Raw genomic sequence first — 20576 nt, 5'->3', positions numbered from 1 at the left:
CTCGTTTTCCCGCACGGCCTCCGGAAACAGCGCCCCGGCCCCCGTCGGCCGTCGTCAACCGGCGTGATCACGCCAGTTGGCGGCGGACGAGTTCGCGGAGCCTGCCCTCGGGGTTCGCGAGGAGGTCGACGGGGCGGCCCTGCTCGACGACGCGGCCGTCGGACATGACGACGACGCGGTCGGCGTCCATGACCGTGGTCAGGCGGTGCGCGATGACGACGCGGCTCGCGCGCAGGGCGCGGGTGCTCTCGATGACCACGCGCTGGGTCTCGTTGTCGAGCGCGCTGGTGGCCTCGTCGAAGAAGAGGATGCGCGGGCGGCGGACGAGGGCCTGGGCGATCATGAGGCGCTGCCGCTGGCCGCCGGAGACCGTGGCACCGCCGGAGATCATGGTGTGCAGACCCATCGGCATCCGCTTGATGTCCTCCGCGAGGCCGGCCATCGCGGCCGCCTCCCACGCCTCCTCCTGCGTGAAGCTCTCGGTGCCGCAGATGCAGTCCAGGATGGAGCCGGTCAGCGGCTGGGCGTTCTGCAGGACGACGCCGCACTGGCGGCGGACCGCGGCCTGGTCGAGGGCCGCGAGGTCCTGGCCGTCGTACAGCACGCTGCCCGCCGCGGGCCGGTCGAAGCCGATGAGCAGCCGCAGCAGCGTGGACTTGCCGCAGCCGCTGGGGCCGACGATCGCCACGAACTCGCCGGGCCGTACCTCCAGCGACACGTCGTCCAGGACGAGCGGGCCGTCCTCGGAGTAGCGGAAGGAGAGCTTGCGGGCCTCGATCGCCCCGGACAGCTCGCCGGGCTGGGTGCTGGCGCCGCGCACCTCGGGGGCCTGGTCGAGCACCGGCTTGATGTGCTCGTACATCGGCAGCGCGGCGGCGGCGGAGACCAGCGCCCCGGTGAGCTGGGTGACCGCGGTGAGCAGCATCGTCACGGCGGTGCTGAAGGTCAGGAAACCGCTCGCGGACAGCGAGCCGCGGGCCGGACCCGCCAGCAGCACGAAGAACAGCAGGGAGCACAGCGGCAGATAGACCGCGTTGAGCACACCCGTGAGGTTCTTGATCCGCCCGGTGCGCTGCTGGAGGTCCCGGCTGCGGGCGAACTCGCGGGCCCAGGCCGCGTACGCGAAGCTCTCGGCGGCCGCGACACGCAGTTTGGGCAGCCCGCGCAGGGTCTGGAACGCCTGGTTGTTGAGTTTGTTGCCGAGCTCCACCAGCTGCCGCTGCCAGCGCAGTTGCCACAGCCCGAGGCCGAGGAAGACGGCGGCGATCACGATCAGCATGCCGATCGCCACGAGGGCCAGCGGGACGCTGTACACCAGCAGCAGGACGAGGTTCATCGCGCCGATCGTGCAGGACTGGACGGCGACCGGGCCGACGCCTGCGAGTACGCGGCGGATGGCGCTGACGCCCATCGCGGCGCTCGCCAGCTCGCCGGTGGAGCGCTCGGCGAAGAAGGACGTCGGCAGCCGCAGCAGCCGGTCCCAGACGGCGGGCTGCAAGGTGGCCTCGATGCGGCCCTCGACGCGCAGCAGCGTGAGGTTCTGGAGCAGCATGAAGGCCGCCGAGACCACGCTGCTGACGATGATCGCGCACGAGACCTGCACGATCAGCCCGGTCTCCGCGCCGGGTACGTAACGGCCGAGCACCTGCCCGGTGGCGATCGGCACCAGCGCGCCGAGCAGCACGGTGATCAGCCCGCTGACGATGAGCGCACGCAGGTCGGAGCCGGTGCCGCGCATGGCGAAGCGCAGCAACCGCCAGGGGCGCAGCGGTTGTTCGGGCAGCGGCCGGTAGAACATCACCGCCCGCGGGGCGAACTCCGCGGCGTTGTCTGCCGTGACGCGGATGCGGCTGCCGCTGGCGGGGTTGACCGCCTCGTAGCCGCCCCGCCGCCACAGCAGCGCGACCGGCATGCCCGAGGCGGCCCGGTAGCCGACGAGGGGGCCGGAGTTCTCCCGCCACCAGCGGCCGTCGAGCCGTACGGGGCGGGTGCGGACCCGCGAGCCGACCGCGACCCGTTCGACCGGGTCGATGCGGTCGCTGACCGCGCCGCTCGCGGACGGGGAGGCGAGAGTGATCCCGGCGGCCCGTGCGACCACCCGGCAGACGGCGTAGGTCGCGTCGTCGGAGGCCGCGGGCGCGTGCGACGCGCGCGACGGCGCCTTCCGGGAGCGGGCGATGGACGCCAGGAGCGCCTGGTCGGCCTGCTCGCGGACGGCCTCGCCGGCCCGGATGCCGGCGGCGGTGCGGTCCTCGTGGGCCTGCTCCAGCCGCTCGATCCAGCGGTCCAGCGTGGACAGCAGCCGGTACTGCTGGTTGACCATGCCCTGCCACATCGCGCCGTCGAGCAGGAGGTCGCCCGCCGCCTCGGTGCTGTAAGCGGCGCCGTACTGCACGCTGCCCGGCGCGACGGGCAGCCACAGGATGTCGTCGTCCGCCACCGCCTCGTCCGCGACGCCGCGGCCGTCCAGCGGGGCCTCGTACAGCACGCGCTGGCTGCGGCCCACGCCGAGCGCGAACGCGTGCTCCAGCAGGCTGAGGGTCTGGTCCTGGGTGTCGTACGTCCAGGCGCCGTCGTACCCGGGGCGGTGCAGTTCGCGCAGCGGGATGCGGTGCAGGACGCAGGACTGCAGCGGCCGGCCGACGAGCGTGTGCTGCGGGCCCTCGACGGGGCCCAGCAGCAGGGTGCCCGCCTCCAGCCGGCCGAGGAAGTGCCAGTGGCCCTGCTGGGCGGCGTCGACGGCGAAGAGGTCGAGGGAGCCGGCCACGACCAGCCACAGCACGTGCGGCCCCTCCAGGGACAGGCTGCGCAGGCCCGCGCAGTCCACGGGCGCGGCGAGGCCGCCGAGGGCCGCGATCACCGGGTCGCCGGTGGCCTCCGCGGGCTGTACGGGGATCACCTCAGTGCTCCTTGACCAGATGGGCGTAGGCGCCGCCCGCGGCGACGAGGTCCTCGTGCCGCCCGCGCTCCACGACCGAGCCGTGGTCGAGCACGACGATCTCGTCGCTGTCGCGCACGGTGCTGAGCCGGTGCGCGATCACCACGCAAGCGCAGCCGCGCCGCCGCAGGTTGTCGATGATGACCTGCTCGGTCGTCGCGTCCAGGGCGCTGGTCACCTCGTCCAGCACCAGGATGCTGGGGCGGCGCACCAGCGCCCGCGCGATCTCCAGTCGCTGACGCTGCCCGCCGGAGAAGTTGCGGCCGTCCTGCTCGACACGGCTGTGGATCCCGCCGGGGCGGCGGGCGATCACGTCGTCGTACAGGGCGGCGTCACGCAGGGCGGTCACCACGTCCTCGTCGGGGATGGACGGGTCCCACAGCGCCACGTTGTCGCGCACGGTGCCCTCGAAGAGGAAGACGTCCTGGTCGACGAAGGAGACGGACGCGGCGAGCACGCTGCGGGGGATGTCCTCCAGGCGCTGCCCGTCGATGCGGATCACGCCCTCCCAGGGGCTGTACAGACCGGACACCAGACGGGAGACCGTCGACTTGCCGCTGCCGGAGCCGCCGACCAGCGCCACCTGCTGCCCGGGGGCGACCGAGAGCGAGAACCCGGTCAGCAGCGGCTTGTCGAGCGGGCTGTAGCCGAAGGTGATGTCCTCCAGCGTCACATGGCCCTTGAGCCGGCGGGTGCCCGCCTCGGCCTCGGGTCGCGAATAGAGCGCGTCCACGGGGAAGTTCTCCACGTCCTTGAGCCGGGCGACGTCCGCGGCGAAGTCCTGGATGCGTCCCGCGACGCCGTTGAGCCGGGTCACGGGCGCGGTGAAACGGGTGACCAGCGCCTGGAAGGCGACGAGCAGGCCGATGGAGATGTGGCCCTCCACCGCCCGCAGACCGCCGATCCACAAGATGAGCGCGCTGTTGAGCGTGGCGAGCGTGGGCGCGACCACCGACAGCCAGGCGCTCGGCACGCCGAGCCGCTGCTGCTCCTCCAAGGTGACCGCGTGCTGGCCAGCCCAGCGGCGGAAGTAGCCGTTCTCGCCGCCGGTGGCCTTCATCGTCTCGATCGACTGCAGGCCGGTGTAGGCGGTGTTGGTCAGCCGGGCGTTGTCGGCCCGCAGTTTCTGCGTCCGCGTGGCGCGCAGCCGCACCACGACCCGCATGGCGACCACGTTGAGCAGCGCGATCCCGACGCCCAGGACGGTCAGTTGGGGGTCGTAGGTCCACAACAGCAGGGCGTAGAGGACGACCACGATCCCGTCCACCGCCGCGGAGGCCAGGTCGCGGGCGAGGGTCTCGGCGACCGTGTCGTTGGACTGCAGGCGCTGCACCAGGTCGGCGGGGCTGCGCTGGGTGAAGAAGGCGACCGGCAGCCGGAGCAGATGGCGCAGGAAGCGGGCGCTGCCCAGCGTGGAGGAGATGACGCGGCCGCGCAGCAGATTGGACTGCTGCACCGCGGTGAGGGCGGCGGTGAGCGCCACCATGGTGGCCATCGCCGCGAACAGCACGCCGAGCAGCGAGGTCTGCTCGCCGATCAGGAACAGGTCGATGTAGGTGCGGCTGAGCGCGGGCAGCGCGGCGCCCACTCCGACCAGCAGCAGGCTGGCCAGCAGCGCGGTCAGCAGGGTGCCGCCGGTGCCGCGCAGCCGGGCGGGCAGCGCGGCCAGCACGCCGGGCTTGCGCCCGCCGCGCTGGAAGTCCAGGCCGGGTTCGAAGGTGAGGACGACGCCGGTGAAGCTGGTGTCGAAGTCCTCCAACGGCACGAAACGGCGGCCCTTGTCGGGGTCGTTGACGTGCACGCCGGGCCGGCCGAGGCGGCGGCCCATGCCGTCGTAGACGACGTAGTGGTTGAACTCCCAGAACAGGATGGCCGGCGTGCGGACCCCGGTCAGCGCCGCGGTCTCCATCTGCATGCCCTTGGCGCGCAGGCCGTAGCCGCGGGCTGCCTTGAGCAGGTTGCCGGCCCGGGAGCCGTCGCGGGAGACGCCGCAGGCGATCCGCAGCTCCTCCAGCGGGACGTGCCGTCCGTAGTGGCCGAGCACCATGGCGAGGGAGGCGGCGCCGCACTCCACCGCCTCCATCTGGAGCACGGTGGGGGTGCGCACGGCCTTGTACCGGCGCGGTTTGCGCGCCTTGGGCCGGGGGCGGGTGTCGCCGCGCCGGTGGCCGACCTGGGGCGGGGGAGCGGTCGCGGTCACGGGAGCAGCCAATCGAGGGGGCGCTGGGCGGCGAGGTGGACGGCGCCGCCCGCCAGGGTCATGGAGTCGAGCGCGTACGGCGGGCCGTCGGAGGACGACCAGGCGTACCCGGACTCGGTGCGGCGCGAGGTGTCCATCCGCACCAGGACGGCGACCGGCCGCCCGCCGCGCGCGAAGGCCTGCGCCAGCTGGCCGTCACCGAGGTAGGCGCTGATCTGCCGGGTCGTCTGCACGGTCCTGCCCACGGCCCGCACATGACCGCGCAGCACGCCGTAGCGCTGTTGCGAGACCGATTCGACGGTCAGGTCGACGGCGGCGCCGACGGGCACCGAGGAGGCGCTGCCGGCGGGTATGTACAAGGTGGCCGTCAGCGGGTCGTCCGCATGGGCGACGCGTTCCACGGCCGCGACGTCCGTGCCGACGGTGACGACCGTGCCGATGGTGGCCGCCAGCGCGGTCACACGGCCCGCGGCCACGGTGCGGATCAGGGTGTCGCCCTCCGGGGTGTGCACCTTCAGCAGGGGCGCGTCGGCGGCCAGCCGCCGCCCCTCCTCGGCGAATACCCGGGTGACCTGTCCGGCCACCGGGCTCTGCAGCACATAACTGCCCTGGCCGTGCGTGAGAATTCCCGGGGCGTTCATTTTCGATGCCACGGAACCGGTGACGGCCCAGAATGCGGCGGCTGCCGCCACGGCAATCGTGACGGACATCACGAGCAGGCCCCGCGGTTTTGCGAAACGCACCGGGAGATCGAGCTCCTCGGGCGACTGCAGTTTGGTGAGGGCTTTTTGACGGAACTCCACGGGACTCTTCCCTCAGCCGCATTCCTCGTTATCGGGGCCATCTGGACACATGGTGCGGGCACGCCCGTGGGCCCCGGTAGGGAGGTTGCCGGGGCCCACGGTTGCGGTGCCGTCTCAGAGACCGGCGACGAGGCCGGTGGCCAGGCCGGTGACCGCGCCGGTGTTGAGGCCCGTCAGGCCCTCGACCGTGCCGACCACGCCGGCGACGGTGCCCGTGACCGGGGCGATGGAGTCGACGGTGCCGGTCACGTTGCTGACCAGGCCGCCCACGAGGCCGCCGGAGACGTTGTCGAGGTCGGCGTCGGAAATCTCGCGGGTCTCGACCTGGGGGGTGAAGTTCATGATGGTTCTTCCCTTCGTGCTGACAGATATCGAGTGGCGAATCAGGGAGGACCTCCCGCCACCGACCAGGATCCAAGCACGGGGCCGCGTGGCCCAGCCAATTGCCGGTGCGCCTGTTCGAATGTGGTTCGGATTCTCGACTTCACGGGTGTTCCCGAATTCCCACGGCTTGGTGTCAACTTCTTCACGCGGGGGCGATTGCCCGCCCATGGCGGAACCGGGCACTCCGGATCAAACGTCGCGTGTGGAAGGGGGGACCGGACGACCGGTCGGGCGCGATATGTCGTCGGCGTGTGCGGTGTGCAGATTTACCGGAGGTAATGCGCCGGGAGGTAGCGTGGCACCCGGTGATCGACTCGGCCCGGGAGGTCTGGCATGCCCCACAGCGCACCGGTGGACGGATTCCGGCTCGCCTACGACCGCTGGGGATCCGGTGCGCCGGTCGTGCTCCTCCACGGCTGGCCGGGCGACCGCGGCGACTACCACGATGTGGTCCCCCTGCTGGCGGGCTCCTGCGACGTGATCGTCCCCGACCTGCGGGGCTTCGGCGGCTCGGACAAGCACGCCGCCGATCCCGCGGAGCAGTACGGCACGGCCGCCCAGGCGCGCAGCGTTCTCGGGCTGGTCCGCGAACTGGGTCTGGAGCGGCCGGTGCTGGCCGGCTACGACATCGGCAGCCGCGTCGCGCAGGCCGTGGCGCGCGACCATCCGGACGCGGTGCGCGCGCTCGTCGTCACCCCGCCGCTCCCGGGCACCGGGCGGCGCATCCTCGACCCGGACGCGCAGCGGGAGTTCTGGTACCAGTGGTTCCACCGGCTCCCGCTCGCCGAGGAACTGATCGACGGGGACCCGGTGGCCGTGCGTGCCTACCTGCGGTACTTCTGGACGCACTGGTCCGGGCCGTCCTTCACCCCCGACGAGGGGCGGCTGCACCGCCTGGTCACCGCCTACGGCCCGCCGGGCTCCTTCACCGCGTCCCTCGCCTGGTACCGGGCGGGTGCGGGGGCGGTGGCGAACGCGCTCACGGAGGAGGCACCCGCGGCGGAGGAGCGGATCTCCGTGCCGGCCACGGTGCTGTGGCCCGAGTCCGACCCGCTCTTCCCCCGCGAGTGGTCCGACCGGCTGGCGGAGTTCTTCGCCGACGTCACCCTCGAACTCGTCGACGGAGTGGGGCACTTCGCGCCGGTGGAGTACCCGGCGATCTTCGCGGCGGCGATTCGCCGGGCCGTGGCGGGGGAGTCCTAGGAGGAGCTTCACGGGGCCCGGGCAGCGGCCGGCCGTCGATCTCCACCCCGGGATCCACCCCTGGGTCCAGGTGCGGCGGGGCCTGCCGCAGCAGGCTTACGGGCATGACAGCAACCGAGTGGATCACCGACATCGCTCTCATCCTCGTCGTCTTCCGGCAACTGCGCGAAGACCGGCTGCGCCCGGTGACGTTCCTGATCCCGCTGGGGATCGTGGCGTTCGTGGCCCACACGTATCTCGACTCGATCCCCACAGCGGGCAACGACCTGGTGCTGATCGGGTCCCTGATCGGCGTCGGTGCCGTGCTCGGCATCACCGGCGGTGTGTACACCCGGGTCCGGGCCGCCGGTGAGCACATCCTGATCAAGGCCGGTGCGGTCGCGGCGGCCCTGTGGGTGCTCGGCATGGGCGGGCGCATGGTCTTCCAGATGTGGGTGGAGCATGGCGGCGGCGCGGACGACGTGGCCCGGTTCAGCATGGCCCACCACATCAGCAGCAGCCAGGCCTGGGTGGCGGCGTTCGTGCTCATGGCGCTCACCGAGGTGGTCACACGGCTGGCCACGATCTTCGTCCGCAGCCGAATGGTGAGCCGCACCCGGCAGACCGCGCAGGTCAGGCCCGCGTTCGACCACGTGGTGTGACGGTGAGGCGGCCCGGAACGCCGGTGGACTATGGTCGGGCCATGCCCGCAGCCAAGATCCCGCCGCACGGGCCGACCCCGCCTCCCGGGACCGGCCCACGGCCGGTTCCCCTGCGCGACCACCGGGTGCAATGGGTCATCCCGGCCGCGGTCATCGTCGCCGGGGCGCTGACCATCCGGCCGATGGGCCTGAGCGGCCGCGGCCTGGTGGTGCTCGCACTGTTCGTGGTCAACTGCGCGGCGCTGGGCGTCAGGGCCCTTCCCGACACGAAGGTGCCCCGGCGGGCCGCTCTGGTCTGGTTCACGATCGGCATCGTCGCGGCGGCCGCACTGATCGGTACCGCCACCGTCGGATCGGCCTATCTCTTCGCCTTCTTCATCAGCGGTCACATCGGATACCGGCTGGAGACCAGGCAGGCCTTGGTCCTCGCGCTCTTCTGCAGTCTGCTGTGCGGCGGCGTCCTGTACCTCCGCCTCGGGCCGGGCCATGAGGTACTGCCCTGGGCCGTCGGACTCGCCGCCGGTGCCCCGGTGCTGGCCGGGATCGTCAACCGCAGCCACCACAAGGCCGTGCGAGCGGCGCTCTCGGCGGCCGAATCCGCCGAACGCGCCGCCCGGGCCGAGGCGCAGGCCGCCGTGCTGACCGAGCGCAGCAGGATCGCCCGGGACGTGCACGACGTACTGGCGCACTCGCTGGCGGGCATCAACATGCAGCTGGAACTGGCCGACGCGCTGATCGACACCGGGGACCTGGACAAGGTCCGCGAGGCCAACGCCAAGGCGCACAGCATGGTCAGGGACAGCCTGAAGCAGGCGCAGTGGACCGTGCACGCGCTGCGCGAGGACGCCCTGCCGCTGGTCGAGAGCCTGACCGCGATGCTCGAGTCGTCCGGCCACCGCGACGCGCTCGGCATCAGCGGCAGCGTCCGCGAGGTACCGGCCCCGGTGGCACAGAATCTGCTGCGGATCGCGCAGGAGGCGCTCACCAACGCCGCCCGGCACGCTCCCGGCGGCGAGGTCCGCGTGGAGTTGACGTTCGCCCCCTCCTCGACGACTCTGACGATCCGCAACCGTGCGGCGACCCGCACCGTGACCGTGGGCGCCGGGAGCGGGATGGGACTGATCGGGATGCGCGAACGCGTCGCCCTGCTGGGTGGGAGCATCACCGCGGGTCCGGTCACCGAGGGACCGGACCAGGGCGGCTGGCAGGTGGAGGCGGTGATCCCCGATGAGTGAGCGGACCGGTGACCCCGAGCGGTCGAGAGTGATCGTCGCCGACGACCAGGCCGCCGTCCGCGAGCCGCTCGCGGCCGTGCTCGCCCTGTCCGAGGACATCGAGGTCGTCGCGGCCGTGGCGAACGGGGCCGAGGTGCTGACCGCCGTGGCCGCCGGGCCGGTCGACGTGGTGCTGATGGACCTGCGCATGCCGGTGATGGACGGGACCGAGGCGACCCGCCGGCTCAGCGAGGAACACCCGGAGGTGGCCGTGGTCGTCCTGACCACCTTCGCCGACGACGACTCGATCCTGGCCGCGCTGAGCGCAGGCGCCCGGGGCTACCTGACCAAGAACGCCGGCCGGCAGGACATCCTCCGCGCGATCCGGGCGGCCGCCGCGGGTCAGTCCGTGCTCGACCGCGAGGTCCAGGACCGGCTCCTCGCCACGGTGCGGACCAAGCCGCCGGAGCCGGCGCAGCCGCTGCCCGGGGACATCACGCCCCGCGAGCGTGAGGTGCTCACGCTCATCGGCCGGGGGCTGCCGAACCGGGCCATCGCCGAGAAGCTCTTCATCAGTGAGGCCACGGTCAAGACGCACATCAACAACCTCTTCGCCAAGGCAGGGATCCGGGACCGGGCCGACGCCGTGCGCCGGGCCATCGCGGCGGGCCTGGCCTGACCCCCGAGGCCCCCCTGAGGCCCCCCGAGGCCGGGGCGGCCGAACGGAAAGTGCCTCTTGCCCTCTTGAGGGATCGTTGAACAATCCTTACATTGGTCGACACGCCCGGTCCGCAGCTCCGCCTGCCACTGTGAGGTCGCCATGACAGCTGCCCCGCTCAGTCCCCCGACCGTGAACGACGACGTGACTCACGTGAGGGCGATGGTCTCCGAGTAGCGCCGGACGAGCTGCCGTTCCGCGTCGTCCAGGTATGACGTGAGCAGCAGCTCGGCCTTGACGAGATCGGCGGCCCGCAGCACGGTCAGCAGTTCGCGATTGCGGCCGAGGTAGGGCTCGTGGAACTCGCGCGGGTTGTCCATCGCGTGGAAGGCCAGGCGGAGTTCGGCGAGGACGCCGGTCATCAGCTCGGTCAGCCGGCGGCTGTGCGCCAGGTCCACCACCGCGTGGTGGAAGTGGATGTCGGCGGTGCCCAGGCCCCGCCAGTCGCCGTCCCCGGCGGTCCGCTCGCCCTCCTCGACGGCGGCCTCCGCGTTCGCCAGGTCGTACGGGGGGGCGCCGAGATGGCGGACCACCGAGCACTCGACGAGGCGGCGCACCCGGTAGATGTCCACCACGTCCTGCACGGTCAGGACCCGCACGAAGACCCCGCGGTTGAGCTCGTGGACGAGCAGCTTCTCGTGCGTGAGCAGCCGGAACGCCTCGCGCAGCGTGTTGCGCGAGACACCGAGGGCGGTACCGATGGCGTCCTCGGACAGCTTGGTGCCGGGGGACAGGAAACCCTCGGCGATCCGGGCGCGCAGGATGTCCGCGACCCGGTCGGCGGTGCTGGAACGCTCCAGCAGGGCGCGGTCGCCGGCCAGAACGGCCGGATCGAGCTCGGCTGCCATGTCACATCCCTCGTCTCGCGGCTCGCAGGGCCTCAGTCAATCGAAAACCCGGGAACGAGACAACAGGTTCCTTGTCGGATTGTTCAACGAGAATCTAGGGTGGCAACTGTGAAGGAATCCCTTCTGACCCCGTCGGCGGCCCGGTCGATGTTCCGGGAGGGCACCACCCGGCTCACCACCGGCTGGTGCTCGGCCCACACGCAGGTGAACCTGATCGCCGTGCCCGCCGACTGGGCCCATGACGTGGCCCTGTTCTGCCGGCGCAACCCCAGGCCGTGCCCGCTGCTCGACATCACCGGTCCCGGCGCCCGGAGCACCGCGCTCGCCCCCGGCGCCGACCTGCGCACCGACCTCCCGCGCTACCGGGTGTGGGAGAACGGGGTACTGGTCGACGAGCCGCGCGACGTCGTCGCCCACTGGCGTGACGACATGGTCGCCTTCCTCATCGGGAGCGGCTTCACCCTCGAGGCCGCGCTGCGTGGCGCCGGAGTACCGCTGCGCCATCTCGACCAGGGGCGCAACGCCGCGATGTACCGCACCAACCGATACTGCCGCCCCGGCGGCCGGCTGTGGGGCCCCGTCGTGGTGTCCATGCGGCCGGTCCCGGCGCGGCTCGTCGGCACCGCGATCCGGGCCGGCGCCCGGACGCCAGGCGTCCGCGATGCCCAGGGCGGCCCCTTCCACATCGGCGACCCGGCCGCCCTGGGCATCGTCGACCTGAACCGCCCCGACTACGGCGACCCCGTGCGCGCCGAGCCCGGCGACGTGCCCGTCTTCTGGGCCTGCGGCGTCACGGTGCAGGCCGCGCTGACGGCCTCGCGTCCGCCGTTCGCGATCACCCACGCGCCGGGGTACATGTTCATCACCGACATACGGGACATCGACCAACAGGTCGCGTGAGCCGGCGCCCGTACGGTTGCGAGGAGAGCGGCACCACCCATGACACACACCGTGATGGATCTCAACGCGGACCTCGGCGAGGGCTTCGGACGCTGGTCCCTGACCGACGACGAGGCCATGCTCGCCGTGGTGACCAGCGCCAACGTGGCCTGCGGATTCCACGCCGGCGACCCGGCCATCATGCGCCGCGTGTGCGACCGCGCCGCGGCCGCCGGCGTCCGGATCGGCGCCCAGGTCTCCTACCGGGACCTGGCCGGATTCGGGCGCCGGGCGATGGAGGTGCCCCCGGAGGAACTGGCCGACGAGATCAGCTACCAGATCGGCGCGCTGGAGGTGTTCGCGCGCGCCGCCGGCACGGGCGTCGCGTACGTCAAACCGCACGGCGCCCTCTACAACCGCGTGGTCGCCGACCCCGGACAGGCCCTCGCGGTCGCGCGCGGCGCCCGGCTCGCCGGCCCCGCACTTCCCCTGCTGTGCCTGCCCGGCTCCGCCCTGCACCAGGCGGCGGCGGAACTCGGGCTCCCCACCGTCGCGGAGGCCTTCGCGGACCGCGCCTACACCGCGGAGGGAACCCTCGTACCGCGCCGCACGCCCGGCGCGGTCATCACCGACCCCGCCCACGTCGTACGGCAGGCCGTCGCCCTGGCCCGTGACGGCCAGGTCGCCGCGATCACGGGCGAGACCGTCCCGGTCCGCGCCAGGTCCCTGTGCCTGCACGGGGACACGCCCGGCGCCGTGGACCTCGCCCGCCGGGTCCGCACCGCCCTCGGCGAGGCCGGCATCGGGCTGGAGGCCTTCGCATGAGGCTCCTCCCGGTCGGGGAGGACGCGCTCCTGCTCGACCTCGACTCCTCCGAGCAGGCCCAGGCCTGGCACGCCGAACTCCTGCGCCGCCGGGGCGAGGGCGCCCTCGCGTCCGTCCGCGAGATCGTGCCGGGGGACCGGACCGTGCTGCTGAACGGCGTCCCCGATCTCCCCGCCGTACGCGCCGCGTTGCGCGACCGGCCGGTGCGGCCCCTGCCGGCGGACAGCGGCCCCCTGGTGGACATCCCCGTCCGCTACGACGGCGAGGACCTCGGCGTGGTCGCCGAGGCCTGGGGGGTGCCGCGGGACGAGGTCGTGCGGCTGCACTCCGCCACCGAACACCGCGTCGCCTTCTGCGGGTTCGCGCCCGGCTTCGCCTACATGACGGGCATGGACGAGCGCCATGCCGTGCCCCGGCGGGCCGAGCCCCGCACCGCCGTCCCCGCCGGTTCCGTCGCGCTCGCCGGCCACTACACCGGCATCTACCCGCGGGAGTCGCCCGGCGGCTGGCAGGTGATCGGCACGACCGGGGTCCGTCTGTGGGACCTCGGGCGTGAGCCCGCCGCGCTCCTTGTGCCGGGGACGCGTGTGCGCTTCACGCCCGTCGGGGACGCGGAGGGGGACGCGTGAGCGACGGCACTCTCGACGTCGTACGGGCCGGAGCCCTCACCACGGTCCAGGATCTCGGGCGGTACGGGCACGCCGCGCTCGGCGTGGCCCGCTCCGGGGCCCTGGACCGGCCCGCGCACCGGCTTGCCAACCGCCTGGCCGGCAATCCCGCGGGGGCGGCCACCCTGGAGACCACGCTCACCGGGGTCGCCGTCCGGGCCGGCCGCGCCCTCACGGCCGTGGTCACCGGCGCCCCCGCGGCCGTCCGGGTGGACGGCCGCCCGGCGGCCTGGGCCGAGCCCGTGCACGTCCCGGCCGGCGCGGTCCTCGACGTCGGCCCCGCCGCGAGCGGAGTGCGCAGCTACCTGGCCGTCGACGGGGGTGTCGCCGTGCCGGAGGTGCTGGGCAGCCGCTCCGCCGACCTGTTGTCGGGACTCGGCCCCGCGCCGCTCAAGGACGGCGACGTGCTGCCGCTGGGCGAACCGGCGGGCCCGCCGGTCCACACCGACCTGCCGCCCTGGCAGGGCCCGCCGGGCGAACTGGTGCTGCCGGTCCTCCTCGGCCCGCGCGACGACTGGTTCACCCCCGTCGCGCTGCGCACCCTCACCGCGGGCCGCTACGCCGTCTCCCCGCGCAGCAACCGCATCGCGCTGCGGATGACGGGCCCCGCGCTGGAGCGGGCCGTGGAGCGTGAACTGCCCAGCGAGGGCATGGTCGTCGGCGCGGTCCAAGTGCCCCCCGACGGCCGGCCCGTGCTGTTCCTCGCCGACTCCCCGACCACCGGCGGCTACCCGGTCATCGGCGTCGTCCCCGAACGCCACCTGGCCGCAGCGGCCCAGGCGGCACCGGGTCTGCCCGTCCGGTTCACCCTCGTGCGCTGAGGACACGGCAAGGGGCGCGGCGGAGTCCGGCGCCCGGGCCTCGGGGCGGTGTTCGCGCCGCCCGGTGCGGCAGAGCGCCGATCGGAGCGCGCGGTCCTATGCTGGGCCCATCCGGAAGGGGGAGCCATGCGCGACACGGACCCCGGGCTCTTCGGGCCCGCATCGGTCACCTGGCAGATGCACGGAGACCCCATGATGTGGGTCGCCGGAGTCAGGGCTCTGTATCTGCAGGCACTGCACCCCCGGGCCGTACGGGGCGTGACGCAGAACTCCGACTTCCGCAAGGACTCCTGGGGCCGGCTGCTGCGGACGGCGGACTTCGTCGGCACGATCACGTACGGGACGACCCTGGAGGCCGAGCGGGCCGGCGCGCGGGTGCGCGGCATCCACCGCAGGCTCAGCGCGCAGGACCCGGACAGCGGCGCGCGGTTCGGGGTCGACGACCCGGAACTGCTGCTGTGGGTGCACTGCGCGGAGATCGACTCCTATCTGTCGGTCGCCCGCGGCTCCGGATACCGGCTGAGCGAGGCGCAGGCCGACGCCTACGTCGACGAACAACGCGAGGCGGCGCGCCTGGTGGGCCTGGACCCGGCGGGCGTCCCGGCCGACACCGCGGAGCTGTCGGTGTACTTCGAGAAGATCCGGCCCGAACTGGCCCTCACACCCGAGGCCCTGGAGGTCCACGCCTTCCTGCGCAGGCCGCCCGTCCCCACGGCGCTGCTGCCCCTGCGCGAGGCGCTGTGGCGGCAGGCCGCCGACCTGGCGTACGCCGCGCTGCCGCCCTTCGCCCACGAGCTGTACGGGCGGCCCGCGCCGTCGGTGCCCGTGACCGTACGGCGACTGCGCGCCACGGGGCGCGTGCTGCGGGCGGTCCCGTCGTACCTGCGCTGGCAGTTGCCGCCCGGCCACATCCTGAAGGCGGTGGGCCGGCTCGGCCCGGGGACGCATCCGTCGGCGTACCGGCTGCGCGAGCGGGCCCGCTCCGGGATCTGATCGCGCTCTGCCCGTCGCGGATACGCCCAACGGCGATATGCCGATCGGCCGCCCGCGCGGCCATACTGGGGGAGGGGCGAGTCAGGGAACGACGGGGGCGGCGCGCGGCATGAAGGCGGTACACGACGGCGACACCTTGCTGCAGGGACGCTACCGGCTGCTGGAACGTATCGGCCGGGGCGGTATGGGCGAGGTCTGGCGGGCCGAGGACGAGGCACTGGGGCGGGAGGTCGCCGTCAAGTGCCTGAAGCAGCTCAGCCCGACGATGGACCCGTCGGCGGGCCGGGTCCTGCAGGAGCGGTTCCGCCGGGAGGCCCGGGTCGCGGCGGCGCTGCCGCACCGCGGGATCACCGTCGTGCACGACTTCGGCGAGTACGAGGGCGTGCTCTTCCTCGTCATGGAGCTCCTGGAGGGGCGGGACCTGCGCCGGCTGCTGGAGGACAACGGCGGCGAGCCGCTGCCCGTGGCGGACGTCACCGACATCGCCGCGCAGATCACCGACGCCCTCGCGTACACGCACGCGCGCGGCATCGTGCACCGCGACCTGAAGCCCGCCAACGTCGTGCGGCTCACCGACGGCGCCGTCAAGATCTGCGACTTCGGCATCGCACGGCTCGGCCACGACATCGGCTTCACCTCCCGGCTGACCGGGACCGGCGTCGCCATGGGCACCCCGCACTACATGTCGCCGGAGCAGATCGGCGCCGACGAGGAGATCGACCACCGCAGCGACCTGTACTCGCTCGGCTGCGTGCTCTACGAACTGGCCACCGGCGCCCCGCCGTTCGACTACGACGACGCTTGGGCCGTGCTGGTGGGCCACCGCGACACCCCGCCTGTGCCGCCGCGCGAGCACCGCCCGGACCTCCCCGCCGGGCTGGACCGCCTCATCCTCGATCTGCTCGCCAAGGAGCCCGCGCACCGTCCGCAGAGCGCGTCCGACGTCAGCGCCCGCCTGGCGCCGCTGCGAGGCGCCGCCGCCCCCGACCCCGACCCGGCGGCCCGGCCGGACCTGCCGCCGTGGGCGCGGCGGGCCGGACTGCAGCCGGGGCCGCCCGGCCTGCGGGTGGCGGAGGGCCGGCCGCAGGCGAGCGCCGCCGAGGCGCTGCGTACGTACGAGGACGTCGCCGCCGCGCGTGCGGGCCGGCTCGGCCCGGACCACCCCGACACGCTGGCCGCGCTCCAGGAGGCGGCGTACACCCTCGGCAGGCTGGGCCGCCACACCGAGGCGCACGCGGCGTACGCCACCGTGCTGGCCGCCCGTGAACGCCGGCAGGGCGTCGACCACCCCGACACGCTGCACTGCCGGCACAACCTCGCCGTGACGCTGGGCCGCCTGGGCCGCACCGCCGACGCCCACACCCTGGCGGCCGAGGTCGGGGCCTCCCGCGCCCGGGTGCTGGGCCCGGACCACCCCGACACCCTCACCACCTTCGGCGAGACGGCGCATCTGCTCGACCTGCTGGGCCGCTGGTCCGAGGCCCGCCTGGAGTACGACCGCATCGCCGCCACGCGTGCCCGCGCCCTGGGCCCCGAGCATCCGGAGACCCTCGCCGCACGGTACGAACTGGGCGCCTGCCTCGGCCGGATGGGCATGTACGCCGAGGCGTGCGCGCTGTACACCGACCTGGCGGAGATCCGCGCCCGGGTCAGCGGCCCGGACCACCCCGAGACCCTCCGCGCCCGGCACGGCCTCGGCCTCAACCTGGGCCGCCTCGGGCGCTGGCAGGACGCGCTGGCCGAGGCCCGCGCGGTCGCGGACGCCCGCGAACGCGTGCTCGGCGCCGACCACCGGGACACCCTCGTCAGCCGCCGCGAGGCCGCCGTCGCGCTCGGCTGGCTGGGGCAGTGGGATGAGGCACTGGTGCTGCACGGCCAGGTGGCGGCGGCCCGCGAAGGCGTCCTGGGCGCGGGCCATCCCGACACCCAGGCCAGCCGCGCCGACGAGGCCCAGTGTCTGGAACGCCTCGGTCGTCCCGCGCGGCCGCCGGCCGGTGCGGCGGCCGGCCAGCCTGGCTGACGCTGCGTCAGAATATGCGCCGGTTCCGCACGTTGGCGCGCGATACCGGTACCCGTACGAGCTCTGGGTGCGGGCCCGGCACCGGGAGCGTGGGCGGCGGTCGCCGTCCGCGCGAACCGCCGCGGGGGCATCCGGGGAACGCCGCCTTCCGGCGCCGTGCCGGAAACGACGAACGCCCTCTGCGCCCCGCCCGGTACGGCCGCCCGCAGGAACGACTCCCCCCCCAGGGATCGGCCCTGCCCGGTGCACGGACCCGGGCTGCCCGCCGTGGCCCTCGTCGGGAGGCGGCTGGAGCGCGTGGTCACCTCCTGGCACCGGACTGAGGCCGCGGCTCGGAGCGGCCCCCTGGACATGTGGCTGATCGACGCCGCCGGGAGGTCCGTGCACCTCACCACCGGCTCCGACTGGTGCCTGATCGTGGACGAGGGGCAGCCGCACACGGGGTACGACATGGGCGCGCACGGCCGGGTCGAGGTCGGGCCGATCGCGGAGGGGACGCCGTTCGGGGCCCACCTCGGGCAGCTCGTGACGGCGGTCGGCGAGGAGTACGGGGAGCACACGGGGCGCGTCGCGGTCGAGATCGCGTTCGCCGCCGGGCGGGTGCGGTGCGACAGCCGGGCGGGGGACCTGCGGCTGACCTGATCGGGCGGTCACCGGGGCGCCGCGCGGGGCGGGGGCGCCTACTGTGGGGGTGGTGGTGGGTGGAGGGAGGCGCGTCCGATGATCCGACCCGTGACCGTGGGCTTGGACAGGTCGCCGGAGAGCCGTGCGGCGGTGCGCTGGGCGGCGTGCGAGGCGGTGCGGCGGAACGTCCCGCTGCGGGTGGTGCACGCGGGCGGTCACCCGTACGGGGACGGGATGCTGCGCGAGGCCGCGGAGGAGCTGGCGGCCACCCATCCCGGACTGGCGGTGACCACGGACGTGGCGGACGCCCCGCCGGCGGAGTTGCTGGTGGCGGAGGCCGGGCGGAGCGAGCTGCTGGCGCTGGGCTCGCAGGGACTGAGCGGGCTGTCCGGTTACGTCGTGGGGTCGGTCGGCCAGGCCACGCTGGCCCGCGCGAAGCGTCCCGTCGTGGTGGTCCGCGAGAGCGGCCGCGCGCCCGAGGTGCAGGACCCCCGGCCGGTCGTGCTGGGCCTTGCCCTGCGGCAGGGCGCCGCCGACGTGACCGCATTCGCCGTGGAGGCCGCACAGCGCGGCGGTACGCCGCTGCGGGCGGTCCACACCTGGTCCTATCCGCCGATGTACCGGTACGCCCCCGCGGCGATGGACCCGGCCTGCGGCGCGGAGATCGGGGCGGGCGAGAAGCACGCCGTCGCGGCCGCGCTGGACCCCTGGCGGGAGAAGGCGCCGGGTGTGGAGATGGCGCAGGAGGTCGTCGCGGGCAACGCCGCGCAGGCGCTCGTCGACGCCGCCGCCGGCGCGTGCCTGCTGGTCATCGGCCGCCGCACCCATCAGCCCGCCTGCCTGGGGCCGACCGCGTTCGCCGTGCTGCACCACGCGCTCTGCCCGGTGGCCGTGGTCCCGTACGAATGAGGCTCCCGGCGCCGGGGTAGCGTCGGGCGTGTGGAAGATCTTCGTACGATGCACGTGAACGGCATCCGGCTGGCCTACCGCGCCTGGGGTGATCCCGAGGCCCCGCCCTTGGTCCTGCTGCACGGGCGCGGGTCGGACGGCGCGGACTGGGCGCCGGTCGTCCCCGCGCTGGCGCGGACGCACAAGGTGTACGCGCCCGATCTGCGCGGCCACGGCGCGAGCCAGTGGCCGGGGGAGTACGCCTTCGAGGCCATGCGCGACGACGTCGCGGGCTTTCTCGACGCGCTCGGCCTCGGACAGGTGGCCCTGGTCGGGCACTCGATGGGCGCGGTCGTGGCGTACCTGCTGGCCGCAGCCGGTCCGGAACGGCTGACCTCGCTCGTACTGGAGGAGCCCGTGCCCCCGGACCCCGCGGTGCCGCCGCGGGCGGTGCCCACCGCGCCCGACGGCGGGGAGACGTTCGACTGGCGGGTCGTCGCGGCCGTCAACCGGTGGATCAACGCCCCCGATCCCGGCTGGTGGGAGCTGCTGGGCCGGATCACCTGCCCCGCGCTGGTGATCACCGGCGGCCCGGCCAGTCATGTCTCCCAGGAGGGGATCGAGCGGATCGCCGCACGCATCCCCGGCGCGCGACTGGTCACGACCGATGCCGGGCACCTGGTCCACGAGGACCAGCCGGAGCGCTTCCTCGCCGAGGTCATCTCGTTCCTGGCGGCTCCTCGCCGCCCGTGACCGGCAGCCCCGCGGCCCGCCAGGCCTGGAAGCCGCCTTCGAGGTCGGTGGCGCGCGGCAGCCCGATGTCGTGGAGGGACGCGGCCGCGAGGCTGGAGGTGTAGCCCTCGGAGCAGGCCACGATCCAGCGCACGTCGTGCCCGGTCGCCTCGGGGATGCGCGCGTCGCTGAGCGGGTCGAGCCGCCACTCCAGCACATTGCGCTCGATGACCAGCGCGTCGGCGAACTCGCCCTCCCGGGCCCGCTGCGCGGCCGGCCGGATGTCGACGAGCAGGGCGTCGCCCGCCGCCAGTTCGGCCGCCGCCTCGTGGGGGCCGATCCTGCGCAGACGGTCCCGGGCGCGGGCGAGCATCCGGTCGATGCCGGACGGGACGGGGGCTGCGGCGGGCCCGGTCATCGGACGGCCTCCGGGAGGACTGCGGACGGGGACAGCGCCGGCACGGGAGGGGCCGGCAGGGCGGCCGCCGGTTCCGGCGCGTCGGTCAGCACCGTACGCGTGCGGCGCAGCGAGCCGGTGTCGTCGACCGCGTAGTAGGCCATCGCCGTCAGCGGCGGCGAGTAGGCGTGCACGCTCACCGCGGGCGCTGTGGAGGCGTTGACGACGTCGTGCACATGCCCGAGGGGGAAGCCGGCCCCGCGGCCCGCCGCCAGTTCGCGTCCGGTGATCCGGCCGTGGCCCTCGCGGTCGTACGTCCAGCGGTGCTCGGTGAGGACGCCGCTGACGACGGTGAGCGCGCCGAGCGACCCCGCGTGGTCGTGGAGTTCGGTGGAGGTGTCGCGCGGCCAGGTGATCAGCCAGACGTCGACGTAGGGGTCTTGATGCAGTCGCGTGTACCAGCGCTGGTCCGCCAGGTGGACGGGCTGGTGCGTGCCGTCCGCGACGGCTTCGGCGTAGCCGCGCACGAGGGCGCGCAACTGGGGGAGGACGAGCGGGGTGGGACCGCCCGCCCTGTCGTGCAGGGCCATGGGAATCGCTCCAGAGCAATGAACGCCTGACGCCTCACGGCACCGCGGGGAGGCGTCGACGAGGGTCGGTCGGGACGAGGGCGGACGTCAGCCCCGGCGACAGCTCTGGTCGAAGTGATGCGCACGGCGGCAGGGCCACAGCGGCCCCAAATTCCAGATGTTCGTGCGCATGAGCCCATGAAACCACAGG

General features: G+C 73.9%; 20 protein-coding genes. 13 read left to right on the top strand and 7 right to left on the bottom strand.

Going from position 1 to position 20576, the window contains the following annotated elements; translation table 11 throughout:
- Window positions 1-67 precede the first annotated feature (67 nt).
- From ACFWVC_RS03020 to ACFWVC_RS03005, 4 genes are all read right to left on the bottom strand, one after another.
- Entirely contained in the window at window positions 68-2899 is a 2832-nt protein-coding gene (locus ACFWVC_RS03020) for an NHLP bacteriocin export ABC transporter permease/ATPase subunit (RefSeq protein WP_384275338.1), read from the bottom strand.
- A gap of 1 nt (window position 2900) precedes the next feature.
- Window positions 2901-5030: an NHLP family bacteriocin export ABC transporter peptidase/permease/ATPase subunit gene (locus tag ACFWVC_RS03015; protein WP_384276370.1), complete on the bottom strand. Its 2130-nt coding sequence runs from the start codon at window positions 5028-5030 to the stop codon at window positions 2901-2903.
- Between the two features lie 104 nt (window positions 5031-5134).
- On the bottom strand, window positions 5135-5941 hold the full coding sequence (locus ACFWVC_RS03010; protein ID WP_384275332.1) for an HlyD family efflux transporter periplasmic adaptor subunit: 807 nt from the start codon (window positions 5939-5941) through the stop codon (window positions 5135-5137).
- Window positions 5942-6055: 114 nt separating this feature from the next.
- On the bottom strand, window positions 6056-6283 hold the full coding sequence (locus tag ACFWVC_RS03005) for a type A2 lantipeptide (RefSeq protein WP_384275329.1): 228 nt from the start codon (window positions 6281-6283) through the stop codon (window positions 6056-6058).
- Window positions 6284-6658: 375 nt separating this feature from the next.
- On the opposite strand from ACFWVC_RS03005, the gene ACFWVC_RS03000 reads away from it, so the two are divergent.
- The 4 genes from ACFWVC_RS03000 (at window position 6659) to ACFWVC_RS02985 (ending at window position 10062) form a co-directional block, all read left to right on the top strand.
- Window positions 6659-7528 carry an alpha/beta fold hydrolase gene (locus ACFWVC_RS03000; RefSeq protein ID WP_384275326.1) on the top strand — a complete coding sequence of 290 codons (870 nt, stop codon included), beginning with the start codon at window positions 6659-6661 and terminating at the stop codon, window positions 7526-7528.
- A gap of 104 nt (window positions 7529-7632) precedes the next feature.
- Window positions 7633-8169: a hypothetical protein gene (locus ACFWVC_RS02995; protein WP_384275323.1), complete on the top strand. Its 537-nt coding sequence runs from the start codon at window positions 7633-7635 to the stop codon at window positions 8167-8169.
- A 41-nt stretch (window positions 8170-8210) separates the two neighbouring features.
- Entirely contained in the window at window positions 8211-9404 is a 1194-nt protein-coding gene (locus ACFWVC_RS02990) for a sensor histidine kinase (protein WP_384275316.1), read from the top strand.
- On the top strand, window positions 9397-10062 hold the full coding sequence (locus tag ACFWVC_RS02985) for a response regulator (RefSeq protein WP_384275309.1): 666 nt from the start codon (window positions 9397-9399) through the stop codon (window positions 10060-10062). Before ACFWVC_RS02990 ends, ACFWVC_RS02985 begins: the two co-directional genes overlap by 8 nt.
- Before the next feature lie 188 nt (window positions 10063-10250).
- Here the strand turns inward: ACFWVC_RS02985 and ACFWVC_RS02980 are convergent, their stop codons facing one another.
- Window positions 10251-10949, bottom strand: coding sequence for a GntR family transcriptional regulator (locus ACFWVC_RS02980; RefSeq protein ID WP_384275302.1), 699 nt, complete (start codon window positions 10947-10949; stop codon window positions 10251-10253).
- 108 nt (window positions 10950-11057) lie between these two features.
- Here ACFWVC_RS02980 and ACFWVC_RS02975 point away from each other — a divergent pair, with 108 nt between their 5' ends.
- The 9 genes from ACFWVC_RS02975 (at window position 11058) to ACFWVC_RS02935 (ending at window position 19420) form a co-directional block, all read left to right on the top strand.
- Window positions 11058-11849, top strand: a complete 792-nt coding sequence (locus tag ACFWVC_RS02975) for a putative hydro-lyase (protein WP_384275295.1) — start codon at window positions 11058-11060, stop codon at window positions 11847-11849.
- Window positions 11850-11888: 39 nt separating this feature from the next.
- On the top strand, window positions 11889-12653 hold the full coding sequence (locus tag ACFWVC_RS02970) for a LamB/YcsF family protein (RefSeq protein ID WP_384275286.1): 765 nt from the start codon (window positions 11889-11891) through the stop codon (window positions 12651-12653).
- Window positions 12650-13282: an allophanate hydrolase subunit 1 gene (locus tag ACFWVC_RS02965; RefSeq protein ID WP_384275279.1), complete on the top strand. Its 633-nt coding sequence runs from the start codon at window positions 12650-12652 to the stop codon at window positions 13280-13282. The genes ACFWVC_RS02970 and ACFWVC_RS02965 overlap by 4 nt, the downstream gene beginning before the upstream one ends.
- The gene (locus ACFWVC_RS02960; protein ID WP_384275271.1) at window positions 13279-14142 is read left to right on the top strand and encodes a biotin-dependent carboxyltransferase family protein; all 864 of its coding nucleotides are present in this window, start codon (window positions 13279-13281) and stop codon (window positions 14140-14142) included. Before ACFWVC_RS02965 ends, ACFWVC_RS02960 begins: the two co-directional genes overlap by 4 nt.
- Window positions 14143-14268: 126 nt before the next feature.
- Entirely contained in the window at window positions 14269-15135 is an 867-nt protein-coding gene (locus ACFWVC_RS02955; protein ID WP_384275263.1) for an oxygenase MpaB family protein, read from the top strand.
- A 109-nt stretch (window positions 15136-15244) separates the two neighbouring features.
- Entirely contained in the window at window positions 15245-17155 is a 1911-nt protein-coding gene (locus ACFWVC_RS02950) for a tetratricopeptide repeat protein (protein WP_384275256.1), read from the top strand.
- 243 nt (window positions 17156-17398) lie between these two features.
- The gene (locus ACFWVC_RS02945) at window positions 17399-17797 is read left to right on the top strand and encodes a hypothetical protein (RefSeq protein ID WP_384275251.1); all 399 of its coding nucleotides are present in this window, start codon (window positions 17399-17401) and stop codon (window positions 17795-17797) included.
- Between the two features lie 78 nt (window positions 17798-17875).
- Complete coding sequence (locus ACFWVC_RS02940) at window positions 17876-18688, top strand: universal stress protein (RefSeq protein ID WP_384275247.1); 813 nt, start codon at window positions 17876-17878, stop codon at window positions 18686-18688.
- Between the two features lie 30 nt (window positions 18689-18718).
- A complete protein-coding gene (locus ACFWVC_RS02935) occupies window positions 18719-19420 on the top strand; it encodes an alpha/beta fold hydrolase (protein ID WP_384275241.1) in 702 nt (233 codons plus the stop codon).
- On the opposite strand, the gene ACFWVC_RS02930 is transcribed toward ACFWVC_RS02935, so the two are convergent.
- Window positions 19386-19817 (bottom strand): rhodanese-like domain-containing protein, encoded by a 432-nt coding sequence (locus tag ACFWVC_RS02930; RefSeq protein WP_384275235.1) that lies wholly within the window; start codon window positions 19815-19817, stop codon window positions 19386-19388. The two genes, ACFWVC_RS02935 and ACFWVC_RS02930, sit on opposite strands and share 35 nt — an antisense overlap.
- Entirely contained in the window at window positions 19814-20386 is a 573-nt protein-coding gene (locus ACFWVC_RS02925) for a cysteine dioxygenase (protein ID WP_384275227.1), read from the bottom strand. The genes ACFWVC_RS02930 and ACFWVC_RS02925 overlap by 4 nt, the downstream gene beginning before the upstream one ends.
- Between the last annotated feature and the right edge of the window lie 190 nt (window positions 20387-20576).

Source organism: Streptomyces sp. NPDC058691, from assembly GCF_042714775.1.
Classification (GTDB): domain Bacteria; phylum Actinomycetota; class Actinomycetes; order Streptomycetales; family Streptomycetaceae; genus Actinacidiphila.
The sequence above is the reverse complement of the archived record's forward strand: the minus strand, read 5'-3'. Positions and strand labels throughout refer to the sequence as shown.

Excerpts from the sequence above, each read along its gene's own strand:
- ACFWVC_RS02970 (WP_384275286.1), top strand. The coding sequence starts at position 11,889 with ATGACACACACCGTGATGGATCTCAACGCGGACCTCGGCGAGGGCTTC.
- ACFWVC_RS02965 (WP_384275279.1), top strand. The coding sequence starts at position 12,650 with ATGAGGCTCCTCCCGGTCGGGGAGGACGCGCTCCTGCTCGACCTCGAC.
- ACFWVC_RS02980 (WP_384275302.1), bottom strand. The coding sequence starts at position 10,949 with ATGGCAGCCGAGCTCGATCCGGCCGTTCTGGCCGGCGACCGCGCCCTG.
- ACFWVC_RS02990 (WP_384275316.1), top strand. The coding sequence starts at position 8,211 with ATGCCCGCAGCCAAGATCCCGCCGCACGGGCCGACCCCGCCTCCCGGG.
- ACFWVC_RS02940 (WP_384275247.1), top strand. The coding sequence starts at position 17,876 with ATGATCCGACCCGTGACCGTGGGCTTGGACAGGTCGCCGGAGAGCCGT.
- ACFWVC_RS03000 (WP_384275326.1), top strand. The coding sequence starts at position 6,659 with ATGCCCCACAGCGCACCGGTGGACGGATTCCGGCTCGCCTACGACCGC.
- ACFWVC_RS02930 (WP_384275235.1), bottom strand. The coding sequence starts at position 19,817 with ATGACCGGGCCCGCCGCAGCCCCCGTCCCGTCCGGCATCGACCGGATG.
- ACFWVC_RS03005 (WP_384275329.1), bottom strand. The coding sequence starts at position 6,283 with ATGAACTTCACCCCCCAGGTCGAGACCCGCGAGATTTCCGACGCCGAC.
- ACFWVC_RS02985 (WP_384275309.1), top strand. The coding sequence starts at position 9,397 with ATGAGTGAGCGGACCGGTGACCCCGAGCGGTCGAGAGTGATCGTCGCC.
- ACFWVC_RS02995 (WP_384275323.1), top strand. The coding sequence starts at position 7,633 with ATGACAGCAACCGAGTGGATCACCGACATCGCTCTCATCCTCGTCGTC.
- ACFWVC_RS02955 (WP_384275263.1), top strand. The coding sequence starts at position 14,269 with ATGCGCGACACGGACCCCGGGCTCTTCGGGCCCGCATCGGTCACCTGG.
- ACFWVC_RS02925 (WP_384275227.1), bottom strand. The coding sequence starts at position 20,386 with ATGGCCCTGCACGACAGGGCGGGCGGTCCCACCCCGCTCGTCCTCCCC.
- ACFWVC_RS02950 (WP_384275256.1), top strand. The coding sequence starts at position 15,245 with ATGAAGGCGGTACACGACGGCGACACCTTGCTGCAGGGACGCTACCGG.